This window comes from Flavobacterium kochi (assembly GCF_048286715.1).
In the GTDB taxonomy this organism is placed as follows: domain Bacteria; phylum Bacteroidota; class Bacteroidia; order Flavobacteriales; family Flavobacteriaceae; genus Flavobacterium.
Genome location: NZ_JBLVPW010000007.1, coordinates 193,591 through 218,920 on the forward strand (window position 1 = coordinate 193,591; position 25,330 = coordinate 218,920).

Consider the following 25,330-nt stretch of genomic DNA (forward strand, 5'->3'; position numbering starts at 1 on the left):
AATTGCAAATTCATTACTTATCCTACATCAATGCATTCGATTGTAATCCATAGTAAATTTGTACTATAATTTAAATAGGATAACGAAATGAAAACAAAAAATATTGAATTAGTATTGGCGCCACCAGCGCCACACATGGTTGGTGACGGATTTAGAGTACATAACTTTATCCCGGGTGGTCATCATTTGGATATGAAAAGAATGAGTCCATTTATTATGATGGATTATAACTCTAAATTTTATTTTCCGCCAACAGATCGACCCAGAGGTGTTAGTGTACATCCGCATAGGGGTTTTGAAACGGTTACGATTGCCTATCACGGAAAAGTAGCACACCATGACAGTGCCGGAAATAGCGGTATTATTGGCGAAGGTGATGTACAATGGATGACTGCAGCTTCGGGGATTTTACATAAAGAATACCACGAAGCAGAATTTAGCAAAAATGGCGGTGATTTTCAAATGGTACAACTTTGGGTCAATCTTCCTGCAAAAGATAAAATGTCAACGCCGAAATACCAGGGAATTACCAATGACCAAATCAACAAATTCAAACTTCCCGAAAATGGTGGCGTGATTGAAGTTATAGCAGGACAATACGAAAATATCAAAGGAACTGCTTCCACTTTCACCCCTGTGCATTTACAAAATGCCAAATTAAATAAGGGAGCAAAAGCAGCCTTCAATTTTCCTGCAAATTACAACACCGGATTATTGGTAATTGAAGGAAGCATAAAAATCAACGATACAGAAAATGTTCCAGCGGACCATTTTGTATTATTTAAAAATGACGGAGAAGAATTTACCATTGAAGCCACTGAAAATGCAATCGTTTTAATTTTAAGTGGTGAACCCATCAATGAACCTATTGCGGCACACGGTCCATTTGTAATGAATACTGAAGCTGAAATCATGCAGGCATTTAATGATATGAATATGGGGAAATTCGGTTATTTGGAAGAATAATTTCCTTATTTTTATAGTTTAAAAGATAAAACATGTCAAATATAAAACTGATAATAGAAGAACGCCCGAGCAATATTGGCAACTTTATGGTTGGGCGATTGCTTCCCTTTCGAGAAAAAAGAATGGTTGGACCGTTCGCATTCATCGATCATATGGGACCTACCTCCATGAGTGATTACGAAAATTTTGATGTCCCTCCACATCCGCATATTGGACTTTCGACTCTGACCTATTTATTTGAAGGGAGCATCATGCACAAAGACAGTTTGGGAACAGCAATGGAAATCAAACCCGGGCAAATTAACTGGATGACCGCAGGAAAAGGAATTGTCCATTCAGAACGAACACCTGAGTATTTGCGTCATTCTAATAAAATGTTACATGGACTTCAAATTTGGGTAGCTTTACCCAAGGAACTGGAGGAAATGGAACCTTTTTTTTTCCATGTGCCGGAAGATCAAATTCCACAATGGAAAACAGACACCATCACATTCAAACTTATAGCCGGAGAAGTGCTTGGCAAAAAATCACCTGTTCCTGTTTACAGCCCTCTCTATCTGCTGGAATTAAAAAGTACCACACGCCAAACGGTTACTATCGGCAAAGACTTATTTGGCGAAAGTGCCTTATATATTTTAGAAGGCAGTATCGAAAGCGAAGGTAACGTTTTTGGACCAAAGCAAATTTTGATAGCCAAAGACAGTAGACTCTGCACCTTTGAGATGGCAGACAACACCACCATCTATATTTTTGGAGGAGACCCGTTTCCTGAAGAAAGAATTATCTATTGGAATTTTGTCGCTTCAACCAAAGAACTGATTGAAAAGGCAAAAGAAAAATGGCTGGCGCAAACTTTTGATAAAGTTCCGGGCGAAAGTGAATTTGTTCCCCTTCCGGAGCAAAATAAAAAATAGCAATTATGATCAAAATAAAAGCGCAAATTGGCGAAGAAAGCTATAAAACAGAAATAAAATCAGCTAACAATACTATTATTTCAGATGAACCTGAAAGTTCCGGAGGAAAGGATTTGGGCTTTGCACCAAAAGAATTACTAGCTTCCGCTTTGGCAGCTTGCACCTGCATCACTTTACGCATGTATGCTAACCGAAAAGGATGGGATTTAACAGATATAAAAGTTGAAGTTACTTTTGAAAGAGACCTAACGGAAAATAAATCCAAAATGATGCGCAACATTCTATTCTTTGGAAATTTAGACCAGGCGCAAAAAACAAGATTAGTAAACATTGCCGACAAATGCCCCATGCATCAAATTTTAACTAATCCTATCGAAATTACAACCGAATTAAATTAAAAATCATGATAATCGAACAAATAAACGAAATTAAAAAAGGCTGTTTTAGAGCTTCTGATAACGCAATAGAGGCAGGAAGAATAACCTACACCTGGGCAGGAACTGATAAATTTATCATCGATCATACCGAAGTAAATGATGCATTTGCCGGCCAAAGCGTGGGCAAAAAACTGGTAATGGAAGCAGTACAATTCGCAAGGGAAAATAACCTTAAAATCTTGCCGTTATGTCCTTTTGCAAAAAGCGTATTTGACAAAATGGAAGAAATTCAGGATCTTTTATTTAAAAAAAACGAAAAATTTAAAGAGATAAAAAAAACCATTCGCAGTCTAGCTTCGAATGGTTTTTTTTATATGAATTTTAATCTGAAATTATAAAAACAAACTAAGCACGCAGTACACTAATGCAGCCAAAATTGCTGAAATAGGAATAGTTAACACCCACGCCCAAACTAAGCTCACCGTCACACCCCAACGAACCGCTGAAATACGTTTCGTTAAACCAACACCAATGATGGACCCCGTAATGGTATGAGTTGTACTTACCGGAATTTTTAAATGTTCTGTAAAATACAATGTTAAAGCTCCTGCAGTTTCAGCAGCAACACCTTCAAAAGAAGTTACTTTTGTTATTTTAGAACCCATTGTTTTTACGATTTTCCAACCGCCGCTCAAGGTTCCTGCTGCAATAGCAGAATAACAAGCTAAAGGAATCCAGGCAGGCATTTTAAATGATCCGTCCTCTTTTGGAAGCACAACATCCAGCCAACTTGGTAAACTTTCCTGTGCTACTCCACTAGTATGAATATAAACAGCTACGGCTGCAGCTATAATACCCATAACTTTTTGAGAATCATTTCCACCATGTCCTAAACTAAAGGCCGCGGAAGATAATAACTGCATCTTTTTCAACCAGGCAGTTGCCTGAGTTAGATTTAAACTACTAAAAATCAAACAGAAAAAACTAACGGACAAAACAATGAATCCTACTAAAAACCATTTGATATTATGTGCCTCCAGAGCGATACTCCAAAAATGAGAATCGAAACGAGGCTTTTCAATCTGATCATAATAGACCATTTGGCTTTCAACAAACCAGATGGACAATGCCATAAGACATACTGTAAATAGTTTTGGATAAATACTTTTTCTGGAAGCATTTAAAAGCCATATGGATATCAAATAAGAAATCAGGGCACCTAATAATGGCGCTAATATAATAAAAGCAATAATTATCAAAACACCAGAAGGCATTCCTCCATCTTTTCCTTCCTTATACCAGGAGACCACCCCAAAACCAGCATGAGCAATGGCTGCACCAGCAAATCCTCCAATTAAAGTATGAGACGAACTGGAAGGTATTCCAAGCCACCAGGTCAATAAGTTCCAACAAATAGCGGCAATTACTCCGGCGAGAATTACAACTAAATTGATGTCCATCGTACTAGCTGTTTTTGCTACTGTATCAGCAACTCCAAAACCGAAAACCCAGTACGCCAAAAAGTTAAAAAAAGCAGCCCAAAGCACTGCTTGAAACGGAGTTAAGACTTTTGTCGCTACAACTGTAGCAATAGCATTGGCAGCATCATGAAAACCATTGATGTAATCAAAAATTAAAGCCAGAACTATAATAACTATTAGTAGAGTAAATTCCATAAATATATTTCAGTCTAAACTGATTGAATTAAGAGTGTTTTACAGAGATTGATTCAAGAACACTTGCTACACTCTTACATTTATCAGTTGCAGATTCCAAAACGGACAGAACCTCTTTATATTTAATAATATTTTTGGCATCCGTTTCATTTTCAAATATTTCAAATACCGCTTTATTATAAACAGTATCCGATTTATTCTCCAACTTACTGATTCGGGCACAGGCATCTGTAATATTCTTGATTTTTTTAAAACTTCTCAATTCTTTTACCGCCACATCAATATTTTGACACGCTTCAAGATTTATTTCTGTCAATTTTCTGATAGACTTCGTAATCTTATCAACCTGATACAATCGCATTCTGCTCGCAGCCCCGTGAAGATTATCAGCTACATTGTCAATTGAAGTAATCAGGGAGTGAATATCTTCTCTATCAAAAGGAGTGATGAAATTTCTGCTTAATTCCAAATTTGTCTGACGGGTAATGTCTTCTCCTTTTTGCTCTAAGGCATCAATTTTTTGAAAAAGAACTTCTCTTTCCTTCAACGGAAGATTTACCGCTTCGTGTAAGTTTGAAGCTAATTCAATTAGATTACTGGATGCTTCTTCAAAAAGAGGAAAGAATTTTTTGTCTTTTGGAACTAAAAATTGGAAAATACTATTTATTGACATTTTATATATTTTAGAACTGCAAAATTAGTTCATTATTTTAAGCTAATGTTAAATTATTGTCAACAAATCATCTTCAATTTGAAAACTATTCAGAAAAGCAACCGTTTTTTCAATATCATAATGCAAAATCCGGTCTTCTTTCACCAAAGGGACTTCCGCTCTGTAAGCACTTAAAAACATTTCGATAAAATCACTTGATTGCAGCGGTTTCCTATATTCTATGGCTTGCGAAGCATTCATCAATTCTATCGCTAAAATTCGTTCCACATTATCCATGACACGCAACGCTTTTGTGGCACCATTTGCCCCCATACTTACGTGATCTTCTTGTCCATTGCTGGATACAATGCTATCAACGCTGGAAGGTGTTGCCAGTTGCTTGTTCTGACTTGCAATACTGGCTGCGGTATATTGCGGAATCATCAAACCCGAATTCAAACCAGGATTATCGACCAAAAAAGCCGGAAGATTACGCAAACCTGATATCAGCTGATACGTTCTCCGTTCCGAAATGCTGCCTAATTCTGCCAAAGCAATTGCCATGAAATCCAATGCGAGTGCCAACGGCTGCCCATGAAAATTACCTCCTGAAATAATTTGGTCACTTTCGATAAATATATTCGGATTATCCGTTACTGAATTAATTTCCGTTTTAAATACTTTTTTCACATAATCAAAAGCATCTTTTGAAGCACCGTGAACTTGTGGCATACACCTAAAAGAATACGGATCCTGAACATGTGTTTTTTCCTGTTCAATAATTTCACTTCCCTCAAGAAATCCTTTTATGCGTTTTGCCGTTACAATTTGCCCTTTGTGAGGACGAATAAAATGAATCAATTCATGAAAAGGCTCAATTCTGCCATCAAATCCCTCAAGAGAAATAGTTCCTATTAGATCTGCTAAATAAGAAAACTTATTTGCTTTCATCAAGATATGAACGCCATAGGCACTCATGAACTGGGTACCGTTCAACAAAGCCAAGCCCTCTTTGGATTGCAGAGCGATTGGTTCCCAGTCAAAACGCTTTAAAACTGCACTGGAATGCACTTTTTTACCTTCAAAATACACATCACCTTCTCCTAATAAAGGCAAAGACAAATGGGCCAGCGGAGCCAAATCACCCGATGCACCAAGAGAACCCTGGGTATAAATTACAGGTAAAATATCATTATTATAAAATGCGATTAATCGCTCCACTGTTTGCAATTGAATTCCGGAATGACCATAACTCAAGGATTGAATTTTGAGTAATAGCATCAATTTAACCACTGCATTCGGAACTTCTTCACCCGTTCCGCAAGCATGGGATTTCACTAGATTTTCTTGAAGTTTCGATAAATTTTCATTTGAAATTTTCACATTACAAAGCGAACCAAAACCAGTATTAATTCCATAAATAGGCGCGTTATGGGTAGCCATTTTTTTATCTAAATAATCCCTGCATTTCTGGATATTTATTTTTGCTTCATCAGATAACGCTATTGTTTTATGATGCGCAATAATCTCGTTTAAAACTTCTAATGAAAGTACTGCGGTGCTTATATAATGTGTGTTTTCCATTCTATTTGTATTTAAGTGCCCAAAATTGAATAAATCAATATTAAAAAGCAACATTTTTTAATAATAATTTAAAATTACCATACAAAAAAAACCAAAAAATAGGTTTCATGCAAATTATCTATAGTTAAGGTTCAATTAAATTAACAGTGCAGCATACTGTTACATTTCCAATATTAAAATAATTTATCCGCATAAAATTAAAGAAATTCAGAGCGTATCGGATACAATCACTACTAAATTTGCTGTTTAAATTTATTCAAAATGGTGCAACAACGACTCAACGGCGTTGCAAAATCCAGACAATTATAAGAATTACATCAATCAAAAGGATATTTACTGAAAAATATTTATTTTTAATCAAAATGCGATTGGTTTTTTAAAATATTCGCAAAAACCGAATTTAATGTTTTGGTTTTTACAAAAAACTGTACTTTTGGGAAATCAAAATGGTAAACAACAGATCAACATATCAATCTTCGATAACAACTCAATACTGGGTTGCAATTGCTGTTACATTTACTACTACAACAAGTACAACTACCCCTTAGGGGTATTCATTTTACATATAATCCTGTTAGTATACTTTTTCCTTGAAAGGAGAAAGATTTTGGATGTATAAAAAACATTGCATTTTTAAAATAAAACATATACAATGAAAGTATTAAAATTTGGCGGAACTTCGGTTGCCAATGCACAAAATATAAAACTGGTTCTGGATATCGTCATCAATAAAGCAAAAGAAGAAAAATTAGTAGTAGTGATTTCTGCTTTTAGCAAAGTTACTGACATGCTACAACTCGCTTCCCAAAAAGCCGCTGCCGGAGATGAAAGTTTCAAAGACATTCTTGCTGAAATAGAAAAAAAACACTTAGATGCCTTAAAAGAATTTATTCCTGTAAGTGAACAAAGCAGCCTGTTAAGTCATATAAAAAGAATTGTAAATCATCTTGAAACCCTACTGGACGGTTGTTTTCTTTTGGGGGAATTATCTGCCAGAACTTCTGATACTATTTTAAGTTTTGGTGAATTATTGTCTTCTTATATCATTGCTGAAGCATTAAAACAAAATCTAAAAAATAGCGGTTATAAAGACAGCCGTGAATTAATAAAAACCGATAATCATTTTGGAAAAGCAACAGTAAATTTTGAAGTTTCAAATCAATTAATTGCTGATTTTTTTGCCTCGAATGAGAATCAAGTGGTGATAATGCCTGGATTTATTGCCGCATCAGTTGATGGCATAAATACTACGTTAGGTCGCGGTGGTTCGGACTATACTGCAGCAATCCTCGCGGGAGCACTAAATGCTTCCGACTTAGAAATTTGGACTGATGTAAACGGAATGTTTACCGCTAATCCAAAGATTGTAAAACAAGCACAGCCTATCGCCTTCATTTCCTATCAGGAAGCTATGGAGTTATCGCATTTTGGTGCCAAAGTTTTATATCCGCCAACAATCCAACCGGTATTAAGAAAGAATATTCCAATTCACATCAAAAATACTTTTGAACCGGAAGCTGCAGGAACTTATATATCAAATCAGGAAATGGCCCATACTAATCCGGTAAAAGGAATCAGCCATATTGACAATATTACCTTGATTACCCTTGAAGGACCTGGAATGATTGGGGTTACAGGTTCATCCAAAAGGCTTTTTGAAGTACTATCGCATGAAAATATTAATGTTATTTTTATTACTCAAGCTTCGTCGGAGCATTCTATTTGTATCGGAATTCTAAATTCGGATGCTGATGTGGCCGAAGATGCTATCAACAAAGCTTTTGAAATAGAGATTTTGCAAAATAAAATTGATCCCTGCATCGTTGAAAAAAACCTTTGCATCATTGCTTTGGTTGGTGAAAATATGAAAAACCATCAAGGTTTAAGTGGACGAATGTTTAGCACTTTAGGAAAAAATAACGTTAACATCCGAGCGATTGCGCAAGGTGCTTCCGAAAGAAATATCTCGGCTGTCATCAATGAAAGAGATGTAAAAAAAGCATTAAACACTTTACACGAAAACTTTTTTGAAGAAAACACCAAACAGTTAAACCTATTTGTAATGGGTGTTGGAAATGTAGGTGAAAAATTCATAGAGCAAATCCACCAACAAAAGAAATTCTTAAAAGACAATCTAAAAATAAACCTAAGGGTTATTGCTTTATCTAATTCCCGAAAAATGTATTTTGATGAAGATGGAATCTCTTTAAAAGAATGGCAATTCGCATTGGAAACCGGAGAACCTGCTGACAAAGAAAAGTTTATTTCAAATGTAAAAGCACTCAATTTACGCAACAGCATTTTTGTTGATATTACTGCAAATGAAAGTGTATCTAAAACATACGAAGAATACCTTAGACAAAATGTTGCTGTAGTAACCTGTAATAAAATTGCTTGTGCCTCCGAATATGATAATTATAAAAAACTAAAAAAACTGTCCAGACAGTTCAACGCTCCATTTCTATTTGAAACCAATGTTGGAGCTGGATTACCGATCATAGATACCGTAAAAAACCTGATTGCCTCAGGGGATAAAGTGAATAAGATCCAAGCCGTTTTATCGGGAAGTCTGAACTTTATCTTTAATAATTTTGATGAAAATCATACTTTTCATGATGTTGTTAAAGAAGCTGGTGTACAAGGCTTTACAGAGCCGGATCCTAAAATTGATTTAAGCGGAATTGACGTTGCCAGAAAGATATTAATTCTGATTAGAGAAAGTGGTTACAAAATGGAAATCGACGAAATTACAAACGAATCCTTTATGCCTGCTGAATGTTTGGATACAACATCAAATGAAGGCTTTTTTGAATCTTTAGTAGAACATGCTGCTCATTTTGAAGCCATTTATAAAGAAGCATTGAGTAAAGATTCCCGTTTGAAATATGTAGCGCAGTTCGAAAATGGAAAAGCAAATGTTGGTTTACGATTTATTCCTAAAGACCATCCTTTTTACAATTTAGAAGGGAAAGACAACATTGTATTATTCTTTACGGATCGTTACGTTGACCAGCCTTTATTGATAAAAGGAGCTGGTGCAGGAGCCGCTGTTACCGCTTCTGGAATTTTTGCTGATGTAATTAGAATCGGAAACGTGTAGTGCAGTCACGCAATCTATTGCAGCTGTGTCACCCAAAAAATAAAAAAATATGAATGAAATAAAAATATTTTGCCCTGCCACAATCGCCAATCTTTCCTGTGGATTTGATGTCCTTGGATTGTGTTTAGAAACGGCCGGTGACGAAATGATTATTCGAAAATCAGATATAAAAGGCATTCGTATCACTAAAATAGTTGGTGCTGACCTGCCTTTAGAAACCGAAAAAAACGTAGCGGGTGTTGCTGCTTTGGCAATGCTTGACGCAGTTGAAACTGATTTTGGGTTTGATATTGAAATTTACAAACACATCAAAGCAGGTAGTGGAATCGGGAGCAGTGCAGCGAGTTCAGCTGGTGCCGTTTTTGGAATCAACGAGTTACTCGGAAAGCCATTTACAAGAAAAGAGCTGGTTCAATTTGCGATGCAGGGTGAAAAACTAGCCAGTGGAAATGCACACGCTGATAACGTCGCTCCTGCCCTTTTGGGTGGATTTACTTTGGTAAGAAGTTACAATCCTTTGGACATTATCAAAATTGAAAGCCCTTCCGAATTGTATGCGACGGTGGTTCATCCTCAAATTGAGTTAAAAACTTCGGATGCGCGTTCGGTACTCAAGCAAACCGTTTCCCTGAAAAGTGCTATTATGCAATGGGGAAATGTAGGTGGATTAATCGCTGGACTATACACTAAAGATTACGATTTAATCGGACGTTCATTACATGATGAAATTGTGGAACCATTACGAAGTGTATTGATTCCTGGTTTTGATCTAATCAAGCAAACTGCTTTAGAAAACGGCGCATTGGGTTCCGGAATATCAGGTTCAGGCCCTTCTATTTTTGCTTTAAGCAAAGGAAAGGAAACCGCTGATAAAATCGCCAAAGCCATGAGCGCTGTGTACGATGCTATGAATTTACCGTATGAAATTCACGTTTCAAAAGTAAATGACGAAGGAATGAAAATAATTATATAAGCAATACGCTTCCCGCATTAGGCAAAAGCTTACTGCAGAAAGTGTACCGCATAAAGCAACTATTACAAAATGAAATATTACAGTTTAAACCATAATGCACCCAAAGTTTCTTTCCAAGAAGCCGTAATACAAGGATTAGCAACAGATAAAGGATTGTATTTCCCTGAAACCATTACCTCTTTAGCTCCTGCTTTTTTTGATACTATCGAAAATTTAAGCAATGCCGAAATTGCTTTTGAAGCCATCAAACAATTTGTCGGTGACGAAATTCCTGAAGCAACTTTAAAACAAATCATTGCCGAAACCTTGTGTTTTGATTTCCCTGTGGTTGAAGTGGAAAAAGGTATTTATTCGCTGGAATTATTTCATGGTCCAACAATGGCCTTTAAGGACGTAGGCGCCCGTTTTATGTCGCGTTGCCTGGGTTATTTCAATAAAGACAAAAAAGACAATAAAAATACGGTTCTTGTAGCGACTTCAGGTGATACTGGTGGCGCTGTAGCCAGTGGTTTCCTTGGTGTAAAGGGTGTTGAAGTAATTATCCTGTATCCATCCGGAAAAGTGAGTGATATTCAGGAAAGACAATTGACTACTTTAGGCCAAAACATTACTGCTCTTGAAGTAGATGGTGTATTTGATGATTGTCAGGATATGGTCAAAAAAGCATTCCTGGATGACAGCTTAAAACATAAAAACCTGACTTCAGCGAATTCGATAAATATTGCACGCTGGTTGCCACAAATGTTTTATTTCTTCTTTGCGTATAAAGCATTAAAAAAACAGAACAAGCCGTTAGTTTTCTCTTGCCCAAGTGGGAATTTTGGAAATATTTGCGCGGGTATCATTGCTAAAAAAATGGGCTTGCCTATCGAACATTTTGTAGCTTCCACAAATGTTAACGATACCGTTCCACGATTTTTAGAAAATGGAATTTACGATCCAAAACCTTCGATGGCAACGATTTCTAATGCGATGGATGTTGGAAATCCAAGTAATTTCATCCGTATTCAGGAAATGTACCAAAATGATTTGGAGCAGTTCAAAAAGGATTTTTCATCGTATACTTTCTCTGATTCAGCAACTATCGAAGCAATGAAAACCATTTATAACACAGACGGTTATATTGCAGAACCACACGGAGCAGTTGGTTATTTGGGATTGAAAAAAGAATTACAAAACCACCCAAATGCAATTGGTATTTTCTTAGAAACCGCCCATCCCATTAAATTTTTGGATACCGTAGAACCAACATTAAACGTAAAATTAACTATTCCAACACAAATTGAAAGTGTTTTAGGAAAGGAAAAAATAAGCGTAAAAATTAAAACGTACGAGGAATTAAAATCGTTTTTGGCGTAGCATTTGCCTATACCTAAAAAAATACAAAACGACTGATAAATTATTTTTCAGTCGTTTTTTTTTTATGGAAATTAGTACCCAATAATTCACATTGGAGATACTCAAAATGATTTTATTTTCAAAAGCAACTAGTTGAAAGCCGACTTTATTTTTTGGAATGATTAAAGTCTGTACCCTTCATCGATCACAAATAGCTGGCATTATCTAAACTTTCTGTCTTTTTCTTCAATAGCCAAATCATTGATGCTGGCAAACCGTTTTTCCATTAAACCGTTTTCATCAAATTCCCAGTTTTCGTTACCGTAAGCTCTAAACCATTGTCCTTCATTATTGTGGTATTCGTACTCAAAACGAACCGCTATACGGTTTTCACTAAAGGCCCAAAGCTCTTTCTTGAGTGTATAATTCAACTCTTTTTCCCATTTGCGCTTAAGGAATTCCTTAACCGCTTCCCGACTGTTTATAAACTCGCTTCGGTTACGCCATTCGGTATTCAGGGTATACGCCAACGCAATTCGCTGTGGGTCTTTACTATTCCAGGCATCTTCTGCTACTTGTACTTTCTGTAAAGCGGTTTCCATGCTAAATGGCGGAAGGGGAAATTTCTGCTCCATAAATTCAATTTTAGTAGTTACTATTATTTCTGATTTCTAAAATAACAAAGTTATGTTATAGTAGCATTAAATGATGGAGAATATGCTCATAGGTAAAGACAATTTTACCAGCAGTTTATTATTGTATTCAAGGAAGCCATTTCTCCATTTTTTTTAGTACAAAATTAGTTTTTTGTAAGTAAAATCATTAGATTTGATCATAACATACTGGATTTGCGCCATTAACCCCGCAAAATTTTACTGGATTGGTGCAGGTTTACATAGAGATTATCCATTAATTCATACAAAAAAAATAGAGGAGTCTAGAACCCTCTCAAAAAAACAGGGAGTATTCGAAAAGCCAAAAGAGTAGAGACAAAAAATAAAAAAGATATGAAAGTACAAGGTAAAAAAGTTGACTTATCGGATATATACTTATCTGAAACCAATGAAAAACAGAAAAAGATTTTGGACTACATGAATGACTCTGTTGATGGGGGATATCTGCCACCGCAACAAGTTCAGTATTTAATGCAAAGTTTAAACATGAACTTGCAGCAATTGATGAACTATCTCGTACCTTATGCTACCAAGTTTGCCTTACCACCCATTTCCGGATTTCAGGTTGGAGCGGTGGTACATGGCATTTCCGGAGCCATCTATTTTGGTGCTAATATTGAGTTTATCGATGAGGCATTAAGTTTTACGGTACATGCTGAGCAGGCCTCTATTGCTCATGCCGTAAGCTATGGAGAAACAGGGGTAGATTACCTTGCTATTTCTGCAGCTCCCTGCGGTTACTGTCGTCAATTTTTGTATGAAATAATAAATTGCCCTTCAACAGAAGATATTACTGTTTTAATAAACGATGGAAGCAGTAACTTGACTGCTTTACTGCCACAAGCATTTGGCCCACAGGATTTAGGTGTAACTACCCGATTAATGTTGTCACAAAACAATAATTTGCAAATGACTCCTCCTCCTGTCGATCCATTTGTGATTAGGGCATTTAATGCTGCCAATACTTCATATTCGCCATATACGGCAGATTATTCAGGTGTATGTTTGGCTACGAACTTAGGTTCTTATGTGGGCGCTTACGCTGAAAATGCAGCTTACAATCCCAGTATGTCGCCATTAGAGGCAGCCTTGGTATTACTAATTATGAGTGGGGATTCATACAATAATATAAACCGCGCTATTTTGGTTGAAGCAAACAATAATAAATGCAGCCAACTGTCAGCTACTACGGATGTGTTGGCTGCAGTTGCTGAGAATATCACCCTGGAGTACTACCAAGCAGTATCCAGTAAACAGAAAGACCTCCTGCCCAACAAAAAAACATTTGTTTAATGGAATAAAATTAACCCAATCGCTCAGCTGTAATAAATTCTAGCGATTTGACAGAATGGAAATACTGCGCGCGCTTACCCTAATGATACAAAAACAAAAACTACAACGAAATCTCATTTTGTTGTAGTTTTTTTTATCTTTGAAAAAACGGGTAGCGTGTTTTTTAATCACAGTGATTTAATTTCGTGACGAAGTTATTTCAGGGTAATGCAACCGTTAAATAGCTGCGAAAAAAACAGAACCATTGCCGGTAAGCAATGTCCTATTTCAATATCGAATGGATTAGCAAGCTTACTACAATTTATTAAACTTAAACTTCTGTCCACCAATCGATGCCTCGTACATGAGTCCACCTTTCTGCATGGTGAACACCATAACGCCATCAGTATACTTTACATTCGCTGAAGCGCCAGCTGTTACGGCTACTGCTGAAGCTTGAGCAGAAAACTCGAATCGACTGCCTTTAAAGCGTTCCAATTCCTTTTTTGACTCAAAAAATATTACCTCCCGGTAGGCTTGTCCACCTGCCTGGAATCCGATGCTCAGTTGCGTCAACTTGGCCATACCAATGATCTTGTTGTTTTGATAGACCACCCCGTTTCCAACTGCTCCTCCAACACCGATTCCTCCCTTGCCAACATTGGGAAAGATGACATAGCCCGATGCTTTTTCAAAAAGCCCTTTCATAAGAGGGTCACTTTTAACGAACTCAGCCTTAGCGGTATGGCTGTCAGCAATAATTTTATTCTTTCTGGCGGTCGATTGCCCGAATATAGGTGTTATGTTTATTACACAAACCATTACCATCACCCAAATAATATTTAAATTTCTCATAATTATAGGTATTAAATTGTTAAAAAAAATATTTATTCAAAGGTAACACAAATTCCTTATTTAACAACAAACAAACCTGACTATCAATAACATAACTGTTTTCTTTATTGATTTACAACCCAATTATATCGCCAAAAAGAAGCCCCCGACAAACATTGAATACTGCCTGTGCGCTAAACTATAATACACGAACAAGAACTGGAACGGTATGCCTTTTTGTTAATCTTTTTTCTACCTTTGAAAAACAAAAATCCATAACGGGGAATAGCACCTATGATTACAAAAGCAACATTAAAAGACGTATCCTCATTAAATAAATTAATCAATTCGGCCTATCGGGGAGCATCTTCTAAAAAAGGATGGACCACCGAAGCGAACCTGTTGGAAGGGCTCCGAACAACTGAAGAAGAACTAACTGAAACCATTCAGCATACTAAAAATACCTTTCTAAAATTTACGGAGAACAACCAGATTATAGGTTGTGTACTATTAGTTGCTAAACAACATCAATTGTATTTAGGAATGCTGACGGTTGCTCCAGAGTTACAAAATAGCGGTATTGGAAAAAAATTATTGCAACAAGCTGAAATTCATGCCTCGGCATTAGGTTTGTCTAAAATTGTAATGACAGTGATATCCATTCGGGAGGAATTGATTGCCTGGTACAAGCGTTGCGGTTATTTAGAAACGGGAGCAAGAGAACCCTTCCCGGCAAGCGACGTTCATATTACAATCTCAAATCAACTTTTAGAATTCATTGTATTAGAAAAAAGAATACAATAGTTCAGACAGACAGCAGCGGGACATACTGCGCTGCTGAAAAACAATACCTGATAAAAAAAACGATAATAGGTTTAATCGGTGAAACAAAGTCTATTTTTGTACCGTGAAGAAATCAGTTTCAATTATTGGAGGAGGACCTGCAGCACTTTTACTCGCTGCATTACTCGATTGCGAGAAGTTTAAGGTTACCATCTACGAGAAAAACAAAACACTGGGACGGAAATTTCTGGTGGCCGGAAAAGGAGGATTTAACCTCACCCATTCGGAACCTGTTGCTGAACTCATCGCGCGGTATACACCTTCCCATTTTTTACAAGAAGCATTACTTGATTTTGATAATCAAGATTTCCGAAAATGGATTAACACCATCGGTATTCCAACATTCATCGGCAGTAGCAAACGCGTCTATCCTGAAAGTGGCATTAAACCTATAGGAGTGCTCAACGCAATCCTAAAGGTTCTCCATAAACAGGGTGTTCACATACAATATAACTACACTTGGACGGGCTGGATCAGCAATGATGATCCTGTTTTCAATACTGATACAGCAATAAAATCTGATTATACTATTTTTGCCTTGGGCGGCGGCAGCTGGAAGGTAACCGGATCTGATGGCTCATGGCTTGATTTATTCAAAACAAAAGACATAGCTATCGTTCCTTTTCAATCTTCGAATTGTGCTTACCGTGTTAATTGGCCCAAAGATTTCATCGTTGAACACGAAGGCAGTCCACTTAAAAACATAGCCATTAGCTGTTTGAATAAAAGCCAAAAAGGCGAAGCGGTAATCACCCGTTTTGGTTTAGAAGGCAATGCCATTTATGCGCTTAGTCCCCAAATTCGGAAAGAGCTTGATCGCCAACAAAAGGCCACTATTTATCTGGACCTAAAACCCGCGTTAAGTTATGATGATTTGCACCAAAAGATCAAAAAATCAAGCTTAAAAAAGACGAGTGAAAAATTACAAAAAGAGATTAAATTAAGTACTGCGCAGATTGGGCTTTTGAAAAAATACCTTTCAAAAGAAACCTACCTAAATCCGGAACTATTGGCACAAAACATTAAAAAACTAAGTATAGAAATAACAGGTTGCGCCCTATTAAACGATGCTATTTCTACAACTGGAGGTGTTCAACTGGATGCCGTGGATAAAAACTTCCAATTGAAAAAGATGAAACATCACTATTGTATTGGCGAAATGCTGGACTGGGATGCACCCACTGGAGGATACCTGCTTCAAGCCTGCTTTAGCATGGGCATGCATCTTGCTCGTCACCTGAACAGCATCTCATAATTTTTTAAGATTATAGTGATCAATTCAAAAAGAATATTCTTATCAGTACGTCATAACTTCACGATAGTCTTTCCATCCCAATTCATCTATAATACCATCTCCTCAAACAATCGTTTTGCTGTTTGTTCCAAATCGTCACACATTCCAGGATGTGGTCTTGAGGTTTGAATAGCCGAACTGCGAATAGCGGTCAACCAACGGAAACGCGATGGAATATCAAATTGCGCTATTGGCCCACCTGATTGTACACCATTTCCAATTTTTCCGAAAGCTTCCAGATTTAAATACAGTTGTTCCAAGTCCAATTCGCCTAAAAACGGTCGGAGCTTGGCTTCATTAATAGAACAGAGTACTTTTATAAATTTGGCTTTTTTACAAAAAAGAATAATACCCACATTGAGGAATTCTTCGCGTTCTACCCTTGGTACAACACGGATTACAGCATACTCATATAAGTGTTTCTCTTGCATTTTGGGCTTCATTTATAAATATTTCGGAATGGTTCAAACGTATGGATAAAAACTGAAAATAGACTTCTCGAAGTGCTTCGGGTGTTTCCTGGCTATCCTCCCACTGCAGCCATTCGTCAGGAATCAGATTGACAATAGATCGAAGCACCTCATTGGTTACCATTTTTTTGAATAGTACATCCGTTTCTTTCAAGAGTGAAGCTTGTGGCAATAGTACGTGGTCTTTTATTAGTGCAAAGGGACTTTGTGCATGCGTTCTCCAATTGGTCCAGGAATGATGAAAATAAAGACTTGCACCATGATCAATAAGCCATAATTCCTTGTGCCAAATCAGCATATTAGTATTTCTGAACGTTCTGTCTACATTGGTAATAAAAGCATCCAGCCACACAATTTGGGAAGCTAATTTTGCATCAACCACAGTAACTACCGGATCAAAAGTGATGGCTCCCGATAAAAAATGCATAGCCAAATTAAGTCCCTGACTTCCTTGAAGCAAGTCCTGGATTTCTTCATCCCCTTCTGAGCGTCCGAACGCTTCGTCGAGATTAGCGTAGACGAGTTCCGGCATTTTAAGGTTTAAAAAACGGGCTATCTCGCCCCCAATTAATTCAGCAATTAAGGCTTTAACGCCATGGCCGGCACCTTTGAATTTCAATACATATTTAAAATCATCATCGGCTTCAGCGAGCGCAGGTAAAGAACCTCCTTCCCGCAACGGAGTGACGTACCGCGTAACATTTACGGTTCTAAGATGGGGTGTTTTTTCCATAATCGAATTGGATAAAGCTATTTTGCTTAAGTACAAACTTACAAATAACTGAGCTAAATTTAAGGTCAATTTTGTAGAATGATGGTTTCGGTTTAACGAAACTTCGCTACTTTTTATCGGATGAGATTCCTGTTGCGTCGAATGACAGATAAAAACGGAATGAGAATGCAGATTGAATCACAGGAAGTTGTAATCCTTATGCTCTAAACTCAAAAAGGCCTTCCCGATATTCGAAATAACATCGGAAGCAATAAAGGACTGAAAACCTGTTTCGGGTAGTGCAATATCAGCAGTTAGACCGTGAAGGTAAACGCCAAGTATGGCAGCGCTTATTGGTTTATACGATTGTGCTAATAAGCTGGTTATTATGCCTGTCAAAACATCTCCTGTTCCTGCGGTAGCCAAAGCCGCATTTCCAGTAGTATTTTCATAGATTATTTCTCCATCAATAATATGTGTAGGCGCTCCTTTCATGACTATTATAAGTTGATACTGTTTAGAAAAGGCGATCGCTTTTTCGATTTTTTCAGCATCCGAATTCCATTTGCCTACCAGCCGTTCCAATTCTTTTGGATGTGGCGTAATGATGGTTTTGGGCTGTAATAAAGGAAGCCATTCTCTATTTTTGGATAAAATATTCAACGCATCCGCATCGATTACCAAAGGTGTTTTATTAGTTTTTAGCAATTTATAGACGGCTTGCTGCGTTTCGATTTCCAGACCTAAACCCGGCCCAATACCAACAGCCTGAGGTTCGATATCGAAAGTAATATTGGAAATAAATTTTTCCTGATTATCCGTAAGAACCATAACTTCGGGAATGGCAATTTGAAGGATATCGTACCCGCATTCGGGTATAAAAACAGTAACCAATCCGCAACCGGTTTTTATACAGGCTTTGGATGAAAGACAAACGGCTCCCATTTTCCCATAACTTCCGCCAATGATAATGGCGTGTCCCTGAATTCCTTTGTGGGTATGCTGGTCGGGTTGTCGATACCGTTTGAGAATTTCTTTTTGGTCGATGTAAATTGGATTCATCATTGCATTTGTTTGTCTAAAATTACAAATTTAAAATGAAACGGATCGTTAATTTCAACCAAAATCCTCAAGTCTTGATGACTGAGGAAATTCTTTTTGTTTCTCCCCTATCCCCGAACTAAAAACAAAAAAAATTGAAGCGAGCAGCGGGTCATATCACTTAAAAACTAGGCTTCTTTTTTTATTTTTAGTTTGTTTACTGTTCCGTTTAATTCGAAACCAAGCAGTAATATCATGCAGTTGATCCAGATGTAAAACATCATAATTAACAGGGTTCCTATAGAGCCATATAATTCGTTGTATTTTGAAAATCGTATCACCCAAATTCCAAAACCATAGGAATCCAAAAGAACCAAAATAGTAGTAAATACTGATCCTATCGAAATAAATGCCCTTTTTTTATCATGCATTGTACCAAACTTGAAAAGTATGGAAGTTGTGATTAAAATCATTACAATGATGAACGCATAGCGCCATAAAATAATCAATTCAACTTGGTCACTCAGTATCGTTTTTTGAATAAATACCTCGAAAACAACGATGGCTGATACAGTTACTATCAATAGTATTGATAACAATAATGACATGCCCAGAGCCACAATGTATTGGTGTATAAATCCTCTTTTGATAAGGACGTGACGCGACGATTCAAAGCCCCCCAAAATTCCGTTTAATCCATTTGCCATCAGAAAAATAGACAATATAAACCCTGAGGAAAGTAATCCTGAATGGCTATTATGGAGAATGTCATTAATAATTTTATAAATGGCATCATACGTATTTGGCGGGACTCCCTGTCTAACAAATTGAAGAAAATCCTCCTGAAAACCTTCGATTGGGATGTAGGGAATTAGATTTAAAATAAACAACGCAAAGGGAAATAATGCCATGAAGAAGCTAAATGCAATCGCACTGGCGTGATAGGTTAAGGCACTTTCGACAATTCCCAATCCGTACAATTCCAATAAGTCATACAACGATAGTCCCTGCAGCCATGGGAGTTTTATCGTTTTTAACCCACGAGCAAGATTCCGTATTACGGGAACTTTTTCTATTCTTTCTTCAATTTCGGCACTCATATTGCTTTTAAACTCAAATCCATATTATAAACAGAATGCGTTAAGGCACCGGACGAAATATAATCGACGCCACATTCCGCATACTGACGAATAGTTTCTTCATCAATATTTCCGGAAGATTCCGTTTGACACTGGTCTCCTATTAAAGCCACTGCTTTTCGGGTATCTTCATAATTGAAATTGTCTATCAAAATTCGATAAATACCTTCACTTTCTAATATTTCTTTTATTTCATCCAGGTTTCTGGCTTCAACAATGATTTTTAGATCCAGATTATTTTCCTTGAGATACGCTTTGGTTTTGGCTATGGCCAAAGTAATTCCACCAGCAAAATCGTTGTGATTATCCTTGAGCATAACCATGTCATACAAAGCAAAACGATGATTTTCACCTCCGCCAATTTTGACCGCCCATTTCTCACAAGCTCTGAAACCAGGAGTCGTTTTGCGTGTGTCAAGTATTCTAGTTTTAGTTCCTTCCAAAAGAACCGCATACTCTTTGGTTTTGGTTGCAATTGCAGACATTCTTTGCATCGAATTCAAAACTACCCGTTCCGATTTCAAGATCGATTGTGAACTTCCTGAAACATGGAAAACAACATCTCCTTTTTTTACCGGAGTTCCGTCCTCGATGAATGTTTCTATTTGCAAATTAGAATCGACGTACTCGAAAACCATCTTGGCAAAAGCCACACCAGCAATAATACCATCTTCTTTTACAAGCAACTTCGCTTTACCGGTCGCCGTTACAGGAATACATGCCAAAGAACTATAATCTCCAGGGCCAACATCTTCCCGAATGGCATTTTTAATTAATATATGTAACTCATCCTTGAGCTGTGCTTTGCTAATCATTTTATAGTAAATTTATGGAATGCTAAAGTAAGGTATATTTTGTGGATTTTAAAATATGTCCGCTTGGTTCTTAAGAAAAGAAGCAAATTAATTTATTTTTTAACAAAGCATTGTCCAGCGGCAAAGATGACGTTATAATGAGATACTATGTTAGTATTTTGATCCATAGCATTCAACGATCCGAAAATTAAATTTAAATCGGATTTATTATTTCGGGCTATACTATTAAAATCTTATATTTGAGCTTAGTAACAACAAAAAACTGTCTATGAAATCTTTTTTATACCTTCTTTTTGTCTCCACAATACTATTGACTTCCTGCAAAAAAGAAGTCGCACCGCAAAATAGCACTACTCCAACAAACATAATTCCATTTACTGAGATTGGTAAACAAATGCGCAGTCAAGCTTCGACAGCGTCTCAGGTATCGCAAAATGCTACTGTTGCCAATCAAACTCAGACTTTAGCAACTCCAGTTCCTGTTGGCAAAGGAATGAATCCAGCACACGGTCAACCATTGCATCGTTGTGATATTCCTGTTGGCGCTCCATTAAATTCTCCGGTGACCCCTGCTAAAAATGTACCAACACAGCAAATAATAACTTCCCAACAAAACAAATCAGTTTCAACGGACCCGGTAAATACTGCTACAGCTCCTGCAGTAACAACGCCTACTCCAGAGGGAATGAACCCACCGCACGGTCAGACAAATCACAGATGCGATATTGCTGTTGGCGCGCCGCTGCCAAAATCGTAATTTTAAAAAAATGTACCCTAGCCAAAAGATAGCTTTACCAAATAAAAAAATAAGCCTGAAAGATGACTGAAGAAACTAAACAGTACGCAAAAGCTGAAATGCTAATTAGAAAACCCATTGAACACGTTTTTCAGGCATTTATAAATCCTGAAATCACCACTAAATTTTGGTTTACTAAAAGTTCAGGAAAACTTGAAGAAGGAAAAGAAGCGCAATGGACCTGGGAAATGTACCATCACTCCATTTTGGTTAAGCCTAAAATAATAGAACCGGATAAAAAAATTGTAATTGAATGGGGAAACCATGATGAAATTTCAACTGTGGAATGGACGTTTAAAAATTTAGGGGCCACCGGAACTTTTGTAAGTATTGTTAACAGTGGATTTAAAGGCGATGCGGCAAAAATTATTTCACAAATACGGGATTCAACAGAAGGATTTACGCTGGTTTTAGCAGGTCTAAAAGCCTATTTGGAACATGACATTGAGCTAAATTTAATTTTAGACCGATTTCCAAAAGAAGGTAAATAGTAAATAATGCATAAAGCGCGAAGAACCGTTACTGCTAACTGCGGCGTATAAAAAAATATTAAAAAAGCACTTCAAACATTTCCGATAAACCACAAGTCAACATCGAAGTACAAATATTTGATTTACAGTTAATTAATAAAAATATATTTAGATAAACTTTTTATTTTCAACTAATTTTGTACTTTTAACATCCCTAAATAATTGCTTCGTTTCGAACGAGGCAATCCTCTGTTCATCTCCAAATTATTATTTAATTTCAATACGTAAAAAACTGTTTTATGGAAAATAAAAAAATAATTACCCAAAAGATCACCCCTTGTTTATGGTTTAATGAGAATGCCGAGGAAGCAGTGACTTTTTACGCTTCTGTTTTTAAAAATTCAAAAATTGGGAAAGCAACCCATTATGGCAAAAATGCACCTTTACCTGAAGGAACAGTTTTGACCATTTCTTTTCAATTAGACGGAGAAGATTTTTTGGCTTTAAATGGCGGGCCGCTATTTACCTTTTCGGAAGCTGTTTCATTCATCGTTAATTGTGAAGACCAACAGGAGATTGATACGTTTTGGTCAAAACTTTCAGAAGGCGGACAAATTCAACAATGCGGATGGCTGAAAGATAAGTTTGATCTTTCCTGGCAAATTGTGCCGGTAATATTAGGCGAAATGATGCAAAGCGACGATAGTGAAAAATCAAACCGTGTTTTGCAAGCAATAATGCAAATGGTAAAAATTGATATTGAAAAGCTGGAAACGGCCTATAGTGGCTAGAATATTAGAAGGAAACCTTTATAAAGAATAAAACGAAGAAATTATTAAAAATAGATACAATGGCAAGAGTAACCACCTATCTCAACTTTCCTCGCAATACTGAGGAAGCATTTAATTTTTATAAATCTGTATTTGGAGGAGAATTTAGCGGCCACGGAATAATGCGATTCAAAGACATTCCACCAGCGGAAGGAATGCCTCCAATTGATGAAAATGATAAAAATCTAATCATGCACATCGAATTACCAATTCTGGGCGGACATGCTTTGATGGGAACTGATGCACCCGAATCAATGGGTTTTAAAGTCAATTTTGGCAATAATGTTCATATCAATTTGGAACCAGACACCCGAGTCGAAACAAAAAAATTATTCGATGCATTGGCTGATGGAGGTACAATAACAATGAAACTTCAAGTTATGTTTTGGGGAGCCTATTATGGAAGTTGCACGGATAAATTCGGTATTCAATGGATGTTTAACTGTGTTGAAAAAACCGCATAATTTAAGATATGGACAAAAATGCTAAAACATTGATTACAGTGGAAACTATAATTAATGCGCCAATCGGAACAGTTTGGGAAAAATGGACAAACCCGGAAGATATTGTTAATTGGAACAATGCCTCTGATGACTGGCATACAACCAGAGCCGAAAATGATTTGAAAGCAGGCGGTAAATTTCTTTCAAGAATGGAAGCAAAAGACGGCAGTGTCGGATTTGACTTTAGTGGCACTTATGATACTGTAAAATCGAATGAACTTATTGAATATACAGCGGATGACAATAGAAAAGTAAAAATTCAATTTTGTAATGACAATGACAAGACCAAAATTATTGAAATTTTTGAAGCCGAAAATGAAAATCCGATAGCTATGCAACAATCGGGCTGGCAATCTATATTGGATAACTTCAAAAAATATACAGAATCTAAATAAAGTATAAAAAAAATAAGAACTAACGCTAGAAAGTCCATGTTATGTGGGCTCTTTTTATTAATCAAATACAATATCAATTTTCTATCTTTGCCCTCTGAAATTTCACAAAATGAACATCAAACTTATTGCTATCGGTAAAACTGATAACAAAGCTTTACAATCTTTGATAAACGATTACACCAAACGTTTGTCTTTTTACATCAAATTTGATCTGGATATTATCCCTGATATCAAGAACGTAAAAAACTTATCGGAAAGCCAGCAGAAAGAAAAAGAAGGCGAGCTGATTTTGGCAAAAATAACGCCAACAGACCAACTCATTTTGTTGGACGAAAATGGAAAAAATTTTTCCAGTGTTGGTTTTTCAGAAGAATTACAAAAGAAAATGAACTCAGGTGTAAAAACTTTAGTCTTCGTTATCGGTGGTCCTTATGGTTTTTCAGAAACGGTATACGCCAAAGCGCAAGGAAAAATTTCACTTTCGCTTATGACGTTCTCCCACCAAATGGTGCGTTTGTTTTTTATCGAACAATTGTATCGCGGATTTACAATATTGAGAAATGAGCCCTATCATCATCAATGATTTTACATCCGATTAAATGGTACTATTTTTCTATATTTTTTAAAGCAAAGCATAGTTATAGATTTATAAAAAAATCTCTTTAATCATTTCCATCAACAACACAGCCGATTAAAAAAAAGTATCAGCCCTCTTAAATTATTTCCTGATCATTGATTCCTGTATCGGATAAGGGATTCATAATTTAACCGCTAAAATACTTTTAATTCCAAAAAAATATCGTATATTTAACCTTCATGAAATCAACAATTTACACAAAAAAAAAAATAGACCTTAAAAATTAGACAGTATAAACTAATTACAATATTTACTAATATGGGTGGTATTTCCATTTTTTAACCTTTTAAATTTTTTATCATGAAACGTATATTTAGATTTTTTGCAATTACATTTTTTTTATTGGGCATAGCGTCTTGTGGTGGTGATGGCTACAATAGTCCAGGTCCTAATCCGAACCCAACCACGGTAACTTATAAAGCAACATTGAATGGCTCAAATGAATTTCCTGCGGTTACTTCAAGCGCAATGGGAAATGCCACACTTACGTTCAATAATACTACAAAAGCATTCACCATTAACGTAACTCATAATGTGGTAAATCCTACAATGGCTCATATCCATAGAGGATTAGCTGGTTCATCTCCAGCAAATAATATCGTTTTTGAATTGACCAGCACATCCGCAACAACCTATACTTTATCCGGTACTTTAAATGCAGCTCAGGAAGCAGATCTTAAAGCCGTACCGGAACTATATTATGTAAACATACATAGTACCGCACATTCAACTGGAGAAATAAGAGGACAACTCGTTGAATACGTTGCACCCTATTAATACTGTAGAAGGTAGGGCGCATCTCGAATTAAACAACAACTTATTTTTGTAGGGCCACTTCAGCAAAAGTCTTTCTTAAATAGAGAGACTTTTTTTATGCGTAGTACCCAGTAGTCGCAACTGAATAAAATAAAAGCCCCAAAGTGTTGATAAATCAAGCTTTAGGGCAGTTATAGTCTCACCAAAAAGGTGTAAATTGTATTTGCGAAAATTCAAAATGCGACTATGGACAAAGTTATAACATCTTC

The 25,330-nt window shown here is 36.6% G+C and carries 27 protein-coding genes; 17 read left to right on the top strand and 10 right to left on the bottom strand.

What is annotated here, in order from left to right:
- The first annotated feature begins 87 nt into the window (after nucleotides 1-87).
- Genes ACNQGH_RS08550 through ACNQGH_RS08565 form a run of 4 tightly spaced genes read left to right on the top strand, consistent with a single transcriptional unit; the run spans nucleotide 88 to nucleotide 2,655 of the window.
- Complete coding sequence (locus ACNQGH_RS08550) at nucleotides 88-966, top strand: pirin family protein (protein ID WP_417955554.1); 879 nt, start codon at nucleotides 88-90, stop codon at nucleotides 964-966.
- A gap of 32 nt (nucleotides 967-998) precedes the next feature.
- Nucleotides 999-1,880: a pirin family protein gene (locus ACNQGH_RS08555; RefSeq protein WP_417955555.1), complete on the top strand. Its 882-nt coding sequence runs from the start codon at nucleotides 999-1,001 to the stop codon at nucleotides 1,878-1,880.
- Nucleotides 1,881-1,885: 5 nt separating this feature from the next.
- Complete coding sequence (locus tag ACNQGH_RS08560) at nucleotides 1,886-2,278, top strand: OsmC family protein (RefSeq protein WP_417955556.1); 393 nt, start codon at nucleotides 1,886-1,888, stop codon at nucleotides 2,276-2,278.
- Between the two features lie 5 nt (nucleotides 2,279-2,283).
- Entirely contained in the window at nucleotides 2,284-2,655 is a 372-nt protein-coding gene (locus ACNQGH_RS08565; protein ID WP_417955557.1) for a GNAT family N-acetyltransferase, read from the top strand.
- On the opposite strand, the gene ACNQGH_RS08570 is transcribed toward ACNQGH_RS08565, so the two are convergent.
- Genes ACNQGH_RS08570 through hutH form a run of 3 tightly spaced genes read right to left on the bottom strand, consistent with a single transcriptional unit; the run spans nucleotide 2,650 to nucleotide 6,169 of the window.
- Nucleotides 2,650-3,933 (bottom strand): inorganic phosphate transporter, encoded by a 1,284-nt coding sequence (locus tag ACNQGH_RS08570; protein ID WP_417955558.1) that lies wholly within the window; start codon nucleotides 3,931-3,933, stop codon nucleotides 2,650-2,652. The two genes, ACNQGH_RS08565 and ACNQGH_RS08570, sit on opposite strands and share 6 nt — an antisense overlap.
- A gap of 28 nt (nucleotides 3,934-3,961) precedes the next feature.
- Complete coding sequence (locus ACNQGH_RS08575; RefSeq protein WP_417955559.1) at nucleotides 3,962-4,606, bottom strand: DUF47 domain-containing protein; 645 nt, start codon at nucleotides 4,604-4,606, stop codon at nucleotides 3,962-3,964.
- A gap of 48 nt (nucleotides 4,607-4,654) precedes the next feature.
- Complete coding sequence (hutH, locus tag ACNQGH_RS08580) at nucleotides 4,655-6,169, bottom strand: histidine ammonia-lyase (protein WP_417955560.1); 1,515 nt, start codon at nucleotides 6,167-6,169, stop codon at nucleotides 4,655-4,657.
- A 652-nt stretch (nucleotides 6,170-6,821) separates the two neighbouring features.
- On the opposite strand from hutH, the gene thrA reads away from it, so the two are divergent.
- The 3 genes from thrA (at nucleotide 6,822) to thrC (ending at nucleotide 11,601) form a co-directional block, all read left to right on the top strand.
- Entirely contained in the window at nucleotides 6,822-9,269 is a 2,448-nt protein-coding gene (gene thrA / locus ACNQGH_RS08585; protein WP_417955561.1) for a bifunctional aspartate kinase/homoserine dehydrogenase I, read from the top strand.
- Nucleotides 9,270-9,318: 49 nt separating this feature from the next.
- Nucleotides 9,319-10,242 (top strand): homoserine kinase, encoded by a 924-nt coding sequence (locus tag ACNQGH_RS08590; protein ID WP_417955562.1) that lies wholly within the window; start codon nucleotides 9,319-9,321, stop codon nucleotides 10,240-10,242.
- 69 nt (nucleotides 10,243-10,311) lie between these two features.
- Nucleotides 10,312-11,601, top strand: a complete 1,290-nt coding sequence (gene thrC, locus ACNQGH_RS08595) for a threonine synthase (RefSeq protein ID WP_417955563.1) — start codon at nucleotides 10,312-10,314, stop codon at nucleotides 11,599-11,601.
- 200 nt (nucleotides 11,602-11,801) lie between these two features.
- On the opposite strand, the gene ACNQGH_RS08600 is transcribed toward thrC, so the two are convergent.
- On the bottom strand, nucleotides 11,802-12,215 hold the full coding sequence (locus ACNQGH_RS08600; RefSeq protein WP_417955564.1) for a DUF1348 family protein: 414 nt from the start codon (nucleotides 12,213-12,215) through the stop codon (nucleotides 11,802-11,804).
- A gap of 372 nt (nucleotides 12,216-12,587) precedes the next feature.
- Here ACNQGH_RS08600 and cdd point away from each other — a divergent pair, with 372 nt between their 5' ends.
- A complete protein-coding gene (gene cdd / locus ACNQGH_RS08605; protein ID WP_417955565.1) occupies nucleotides 12,588-13,547 on the top strand; it encodes a cytidine deaminase in 960 nt (319 codons plus the stop codon).
- Nucleotides 13,548-13,841: 294 nt separating this feature from the next.
- On the opposite strand, the gene ACNQGH_RS08610 is transcribed toward cdd, so the two are convergent.
- Nucleotides 13,842-14,381, bottom strand: a complete 540-nt coding sequence (locus tag ACNQGH_RS08610; RefSeq protein ID WP_417955566.1) for a lipid-binding SYLF domain-containing protein — start codon at nucleotides 14,379-14,381, stop codon at nucleotides 13,842-13,844.
- 273 nt (nucleotides 14,382-14,654) lie between these two features.
- On the opposite strand from ACNQGH_RS08610, the gene ACNQGH_RS08615 reads away from it, so the two are divergent.
- Both ACNQGH_RS08615 and ACNQGH_RS08620 read left to right on the top strand, forming a co-directional pair.
- Nucleotides 14,655-15,164 carry a GNAT family N-acetyltransferase gene (locus tag ACNQGH_RS08615; protein WP_417955567.1) on the top strand — a complete coding sequence of 170 codons (510 nt, stop codon included), beginning with the start codon at nucleotides 14,655-14,657 and terminating at the stop codon, nucleotides 15,162-15,164.
- 103 nt (nucleotides 15,165-15,267) lie between these two features.
- On the top strand, nucleotides 15,268-16,458 hold the full coding sequence (locus ACNQGH_RS08620) for a BaiN/RdsA family NAD(P)/FAD-dependent oxidoreductase (protein WP_417955568.1): 1,191 nt from the start codon (nucleotides 15,268-15,270) through the stop codon (nucleotides 16,456-16,458).
- An 86-nt stretch (nucleotides 16,459-16,544) separates the two neighbouring features.
- On the opposite strand, the gene ACNQGH_RS08625 is transcribed toward ACNQGH_RS08620, so the two are convergent.
- The 5 genes from ACNQGH_RS08625 to nadC all read right to left on the bottom strand — a co-directional run bounded on the left by ACNQGH_RS08625 (nucleotide 16,545) and on the right by nadC (nucleotide 20,674).
- A complete protein-coding gene (locus ACNQGH_RS08625) occupies nucleotides 16,545-16,928 on the bottom strand; it encodes a DUF3037 domain-containing protein (protein WP_417955569.1) in 384 nt (127 codons plus the stop codon).
- Nucleotides 16,906-17,700, bottom strand: coding sequence for a HipA family kinase (locus ACNQGH_RS08630; RefSeq protein WP_417955570.1), 795 nt, complete (start codon nucleotides 17,698-17,700; stop codon nucleotides 16,906-16,908). The genes ACNQGH_RS08625 and ACNQGH_RS08630 overlap by 23 nt, the downstream gene beginning before the upstream one ends.
- A 177-nt stretch (nucleotides 17,701-17,877) precedes the next feature.
- Nucleotides 17,878-18,744 (bottom strand): NAD(P)H-hydrate dehydratase, encoded by an 867-nt coding sequence (locus tag ACNQGH_RS08635; protein ID WP_417955571.1) that lies wholly within the window; start codon nucleotides 18,742-18,744, stop codon nucleotides 17,878-17,880.
- A gap of 164 nt (nucleotides 18,745-18,908) precedes the next feature.
- Nucleotides 18,909-19,820 carry a YihY/virulence factor BrkB family protein gene (locus ACNQGH_RS08640; RefSeq protein WP_417955572.1) on the bottom strand — a complete coding sequence of 304 codons (912 nt, stop codon included), beginning with the start codon at nucleotides 19,818-19,820 and terminating at the stop codon, nucleotides 18,909-18,911.
- The gene (gene nadC, locus ACNQGH_RS08645; protein WP_417955573.1) at nucleotides 19,817-20,674 is read right to left on the bottom strand and encodes a carboxylating nicotinate-nucleotide diphosphorylase; all 858 of its coding nucleotides are present in this window, start codon (nucleotides 20,672-20,674) and stop codon (nucleotides 19,817-19,819) included. Before nadC ends, ACNQGH_RS08640 begins: the two co-directional genes overlap by 4 nt.
- Nucleotides 20,675-20,942: 268 nt before the next feature.
- On the opposite strand from nadC, the gene ACNQGH_RS08650 reads away from it, so the two are divergent.
- From ACNQGH_RS08650 to ACNQGH_RS08680, 7 genes are all read left to right on the top strand, one after another.
- Nucleotides 20,943-21,431, top strand: a complete 489-nt coding sequence (locus tag ACNQGH_RS08650) for a hypothetical protein (protein ID WP_417955574.1) — start codon at nucleotides 20,943-20,945, stop codon at nucleotides 21,429-21,431.
- A 62-nt stretch (nucleotides 21,432-21,493) separates the two neighbouring features.
- Nucleotides 21,494-21,961 carry an SRPBCC family protein gene (locus tag ACNQGH_RS08655; protein ID WP_417955575.1) on the top strand — a complete coding sequence of 156 codons (468 nt, stop codon included), beginning with the start codon at nucleotides 21,494-21,496 and terminating at the stop codon, nucleotides 21,959-21,961.
- Nucleotides 21,962-22,239: 278 nt separating this feature from the next.
- A complete protein-coding gene (locus ACNQGH_RS08660; protein ID WP_417955576.1) occupies nucleotides 22,240-22,731 on the top strand; it encodes a VOC family protein in 492 nt (163 codons plus the stop codon).
- A 59-nt stretch (nucleotides 22,732-22,790) separates the two neighbouring features.
- Complete coding sequence (locus ACNQGH_RS08665; protein ID WP_417955577.1) at nucleotides 22,791-23,234, top strand: VOC family protein; 444 nt, start codon at nucleotides 22,791-22,793, stop codon at nucleotides 23,232-23,234.
- Between the two features lie 38 nt (nucleotides 23,235-23,272).
- The gene (locus ACNQGH_RS08670) at nucleotides 23,273-23,668 is read left to right on the top strand and encodes an SRPBCC family protein (RefSeq protein WP_417955578.1); all 396 of its coding nucleotides are present in this window, start codon (nucleotides 23,273-23,275) and stop codon (nucleotides 23,666-23,668) included.
- A gap of 109 nt (nucleotides 23,669-23,777) precedes the next feature.
- Nucleotides 23,778-24,251, top strand: a complete 474-nt coding sequence (gene rlmH, locus ACNQGH_RS08675; RefSeq protein ID WP_417955579.1) for a 23S rRNA (pseudouridine(1915)-N(3))-methyltransferase RlmH — start codon at nucleotides 23,778-23,780, stop codon at nucleotides 24,249-24,251.
- Between the two features lie 354 nt (nucleotides 24,252-24,605).
- A complete protein-coding gene (locus ACNQGH_RS08680) occupies nucleotides 24,606-25,082 on the top strand; it encodes a CHRD domain-containing protein (RefSeq protein WP_417955580.1) in 477 nt (158 codons plus the stop codon).
- The last annotated feature ends 248 nt before the right edge of the window (nucleotides 25,083-25,330 follow it).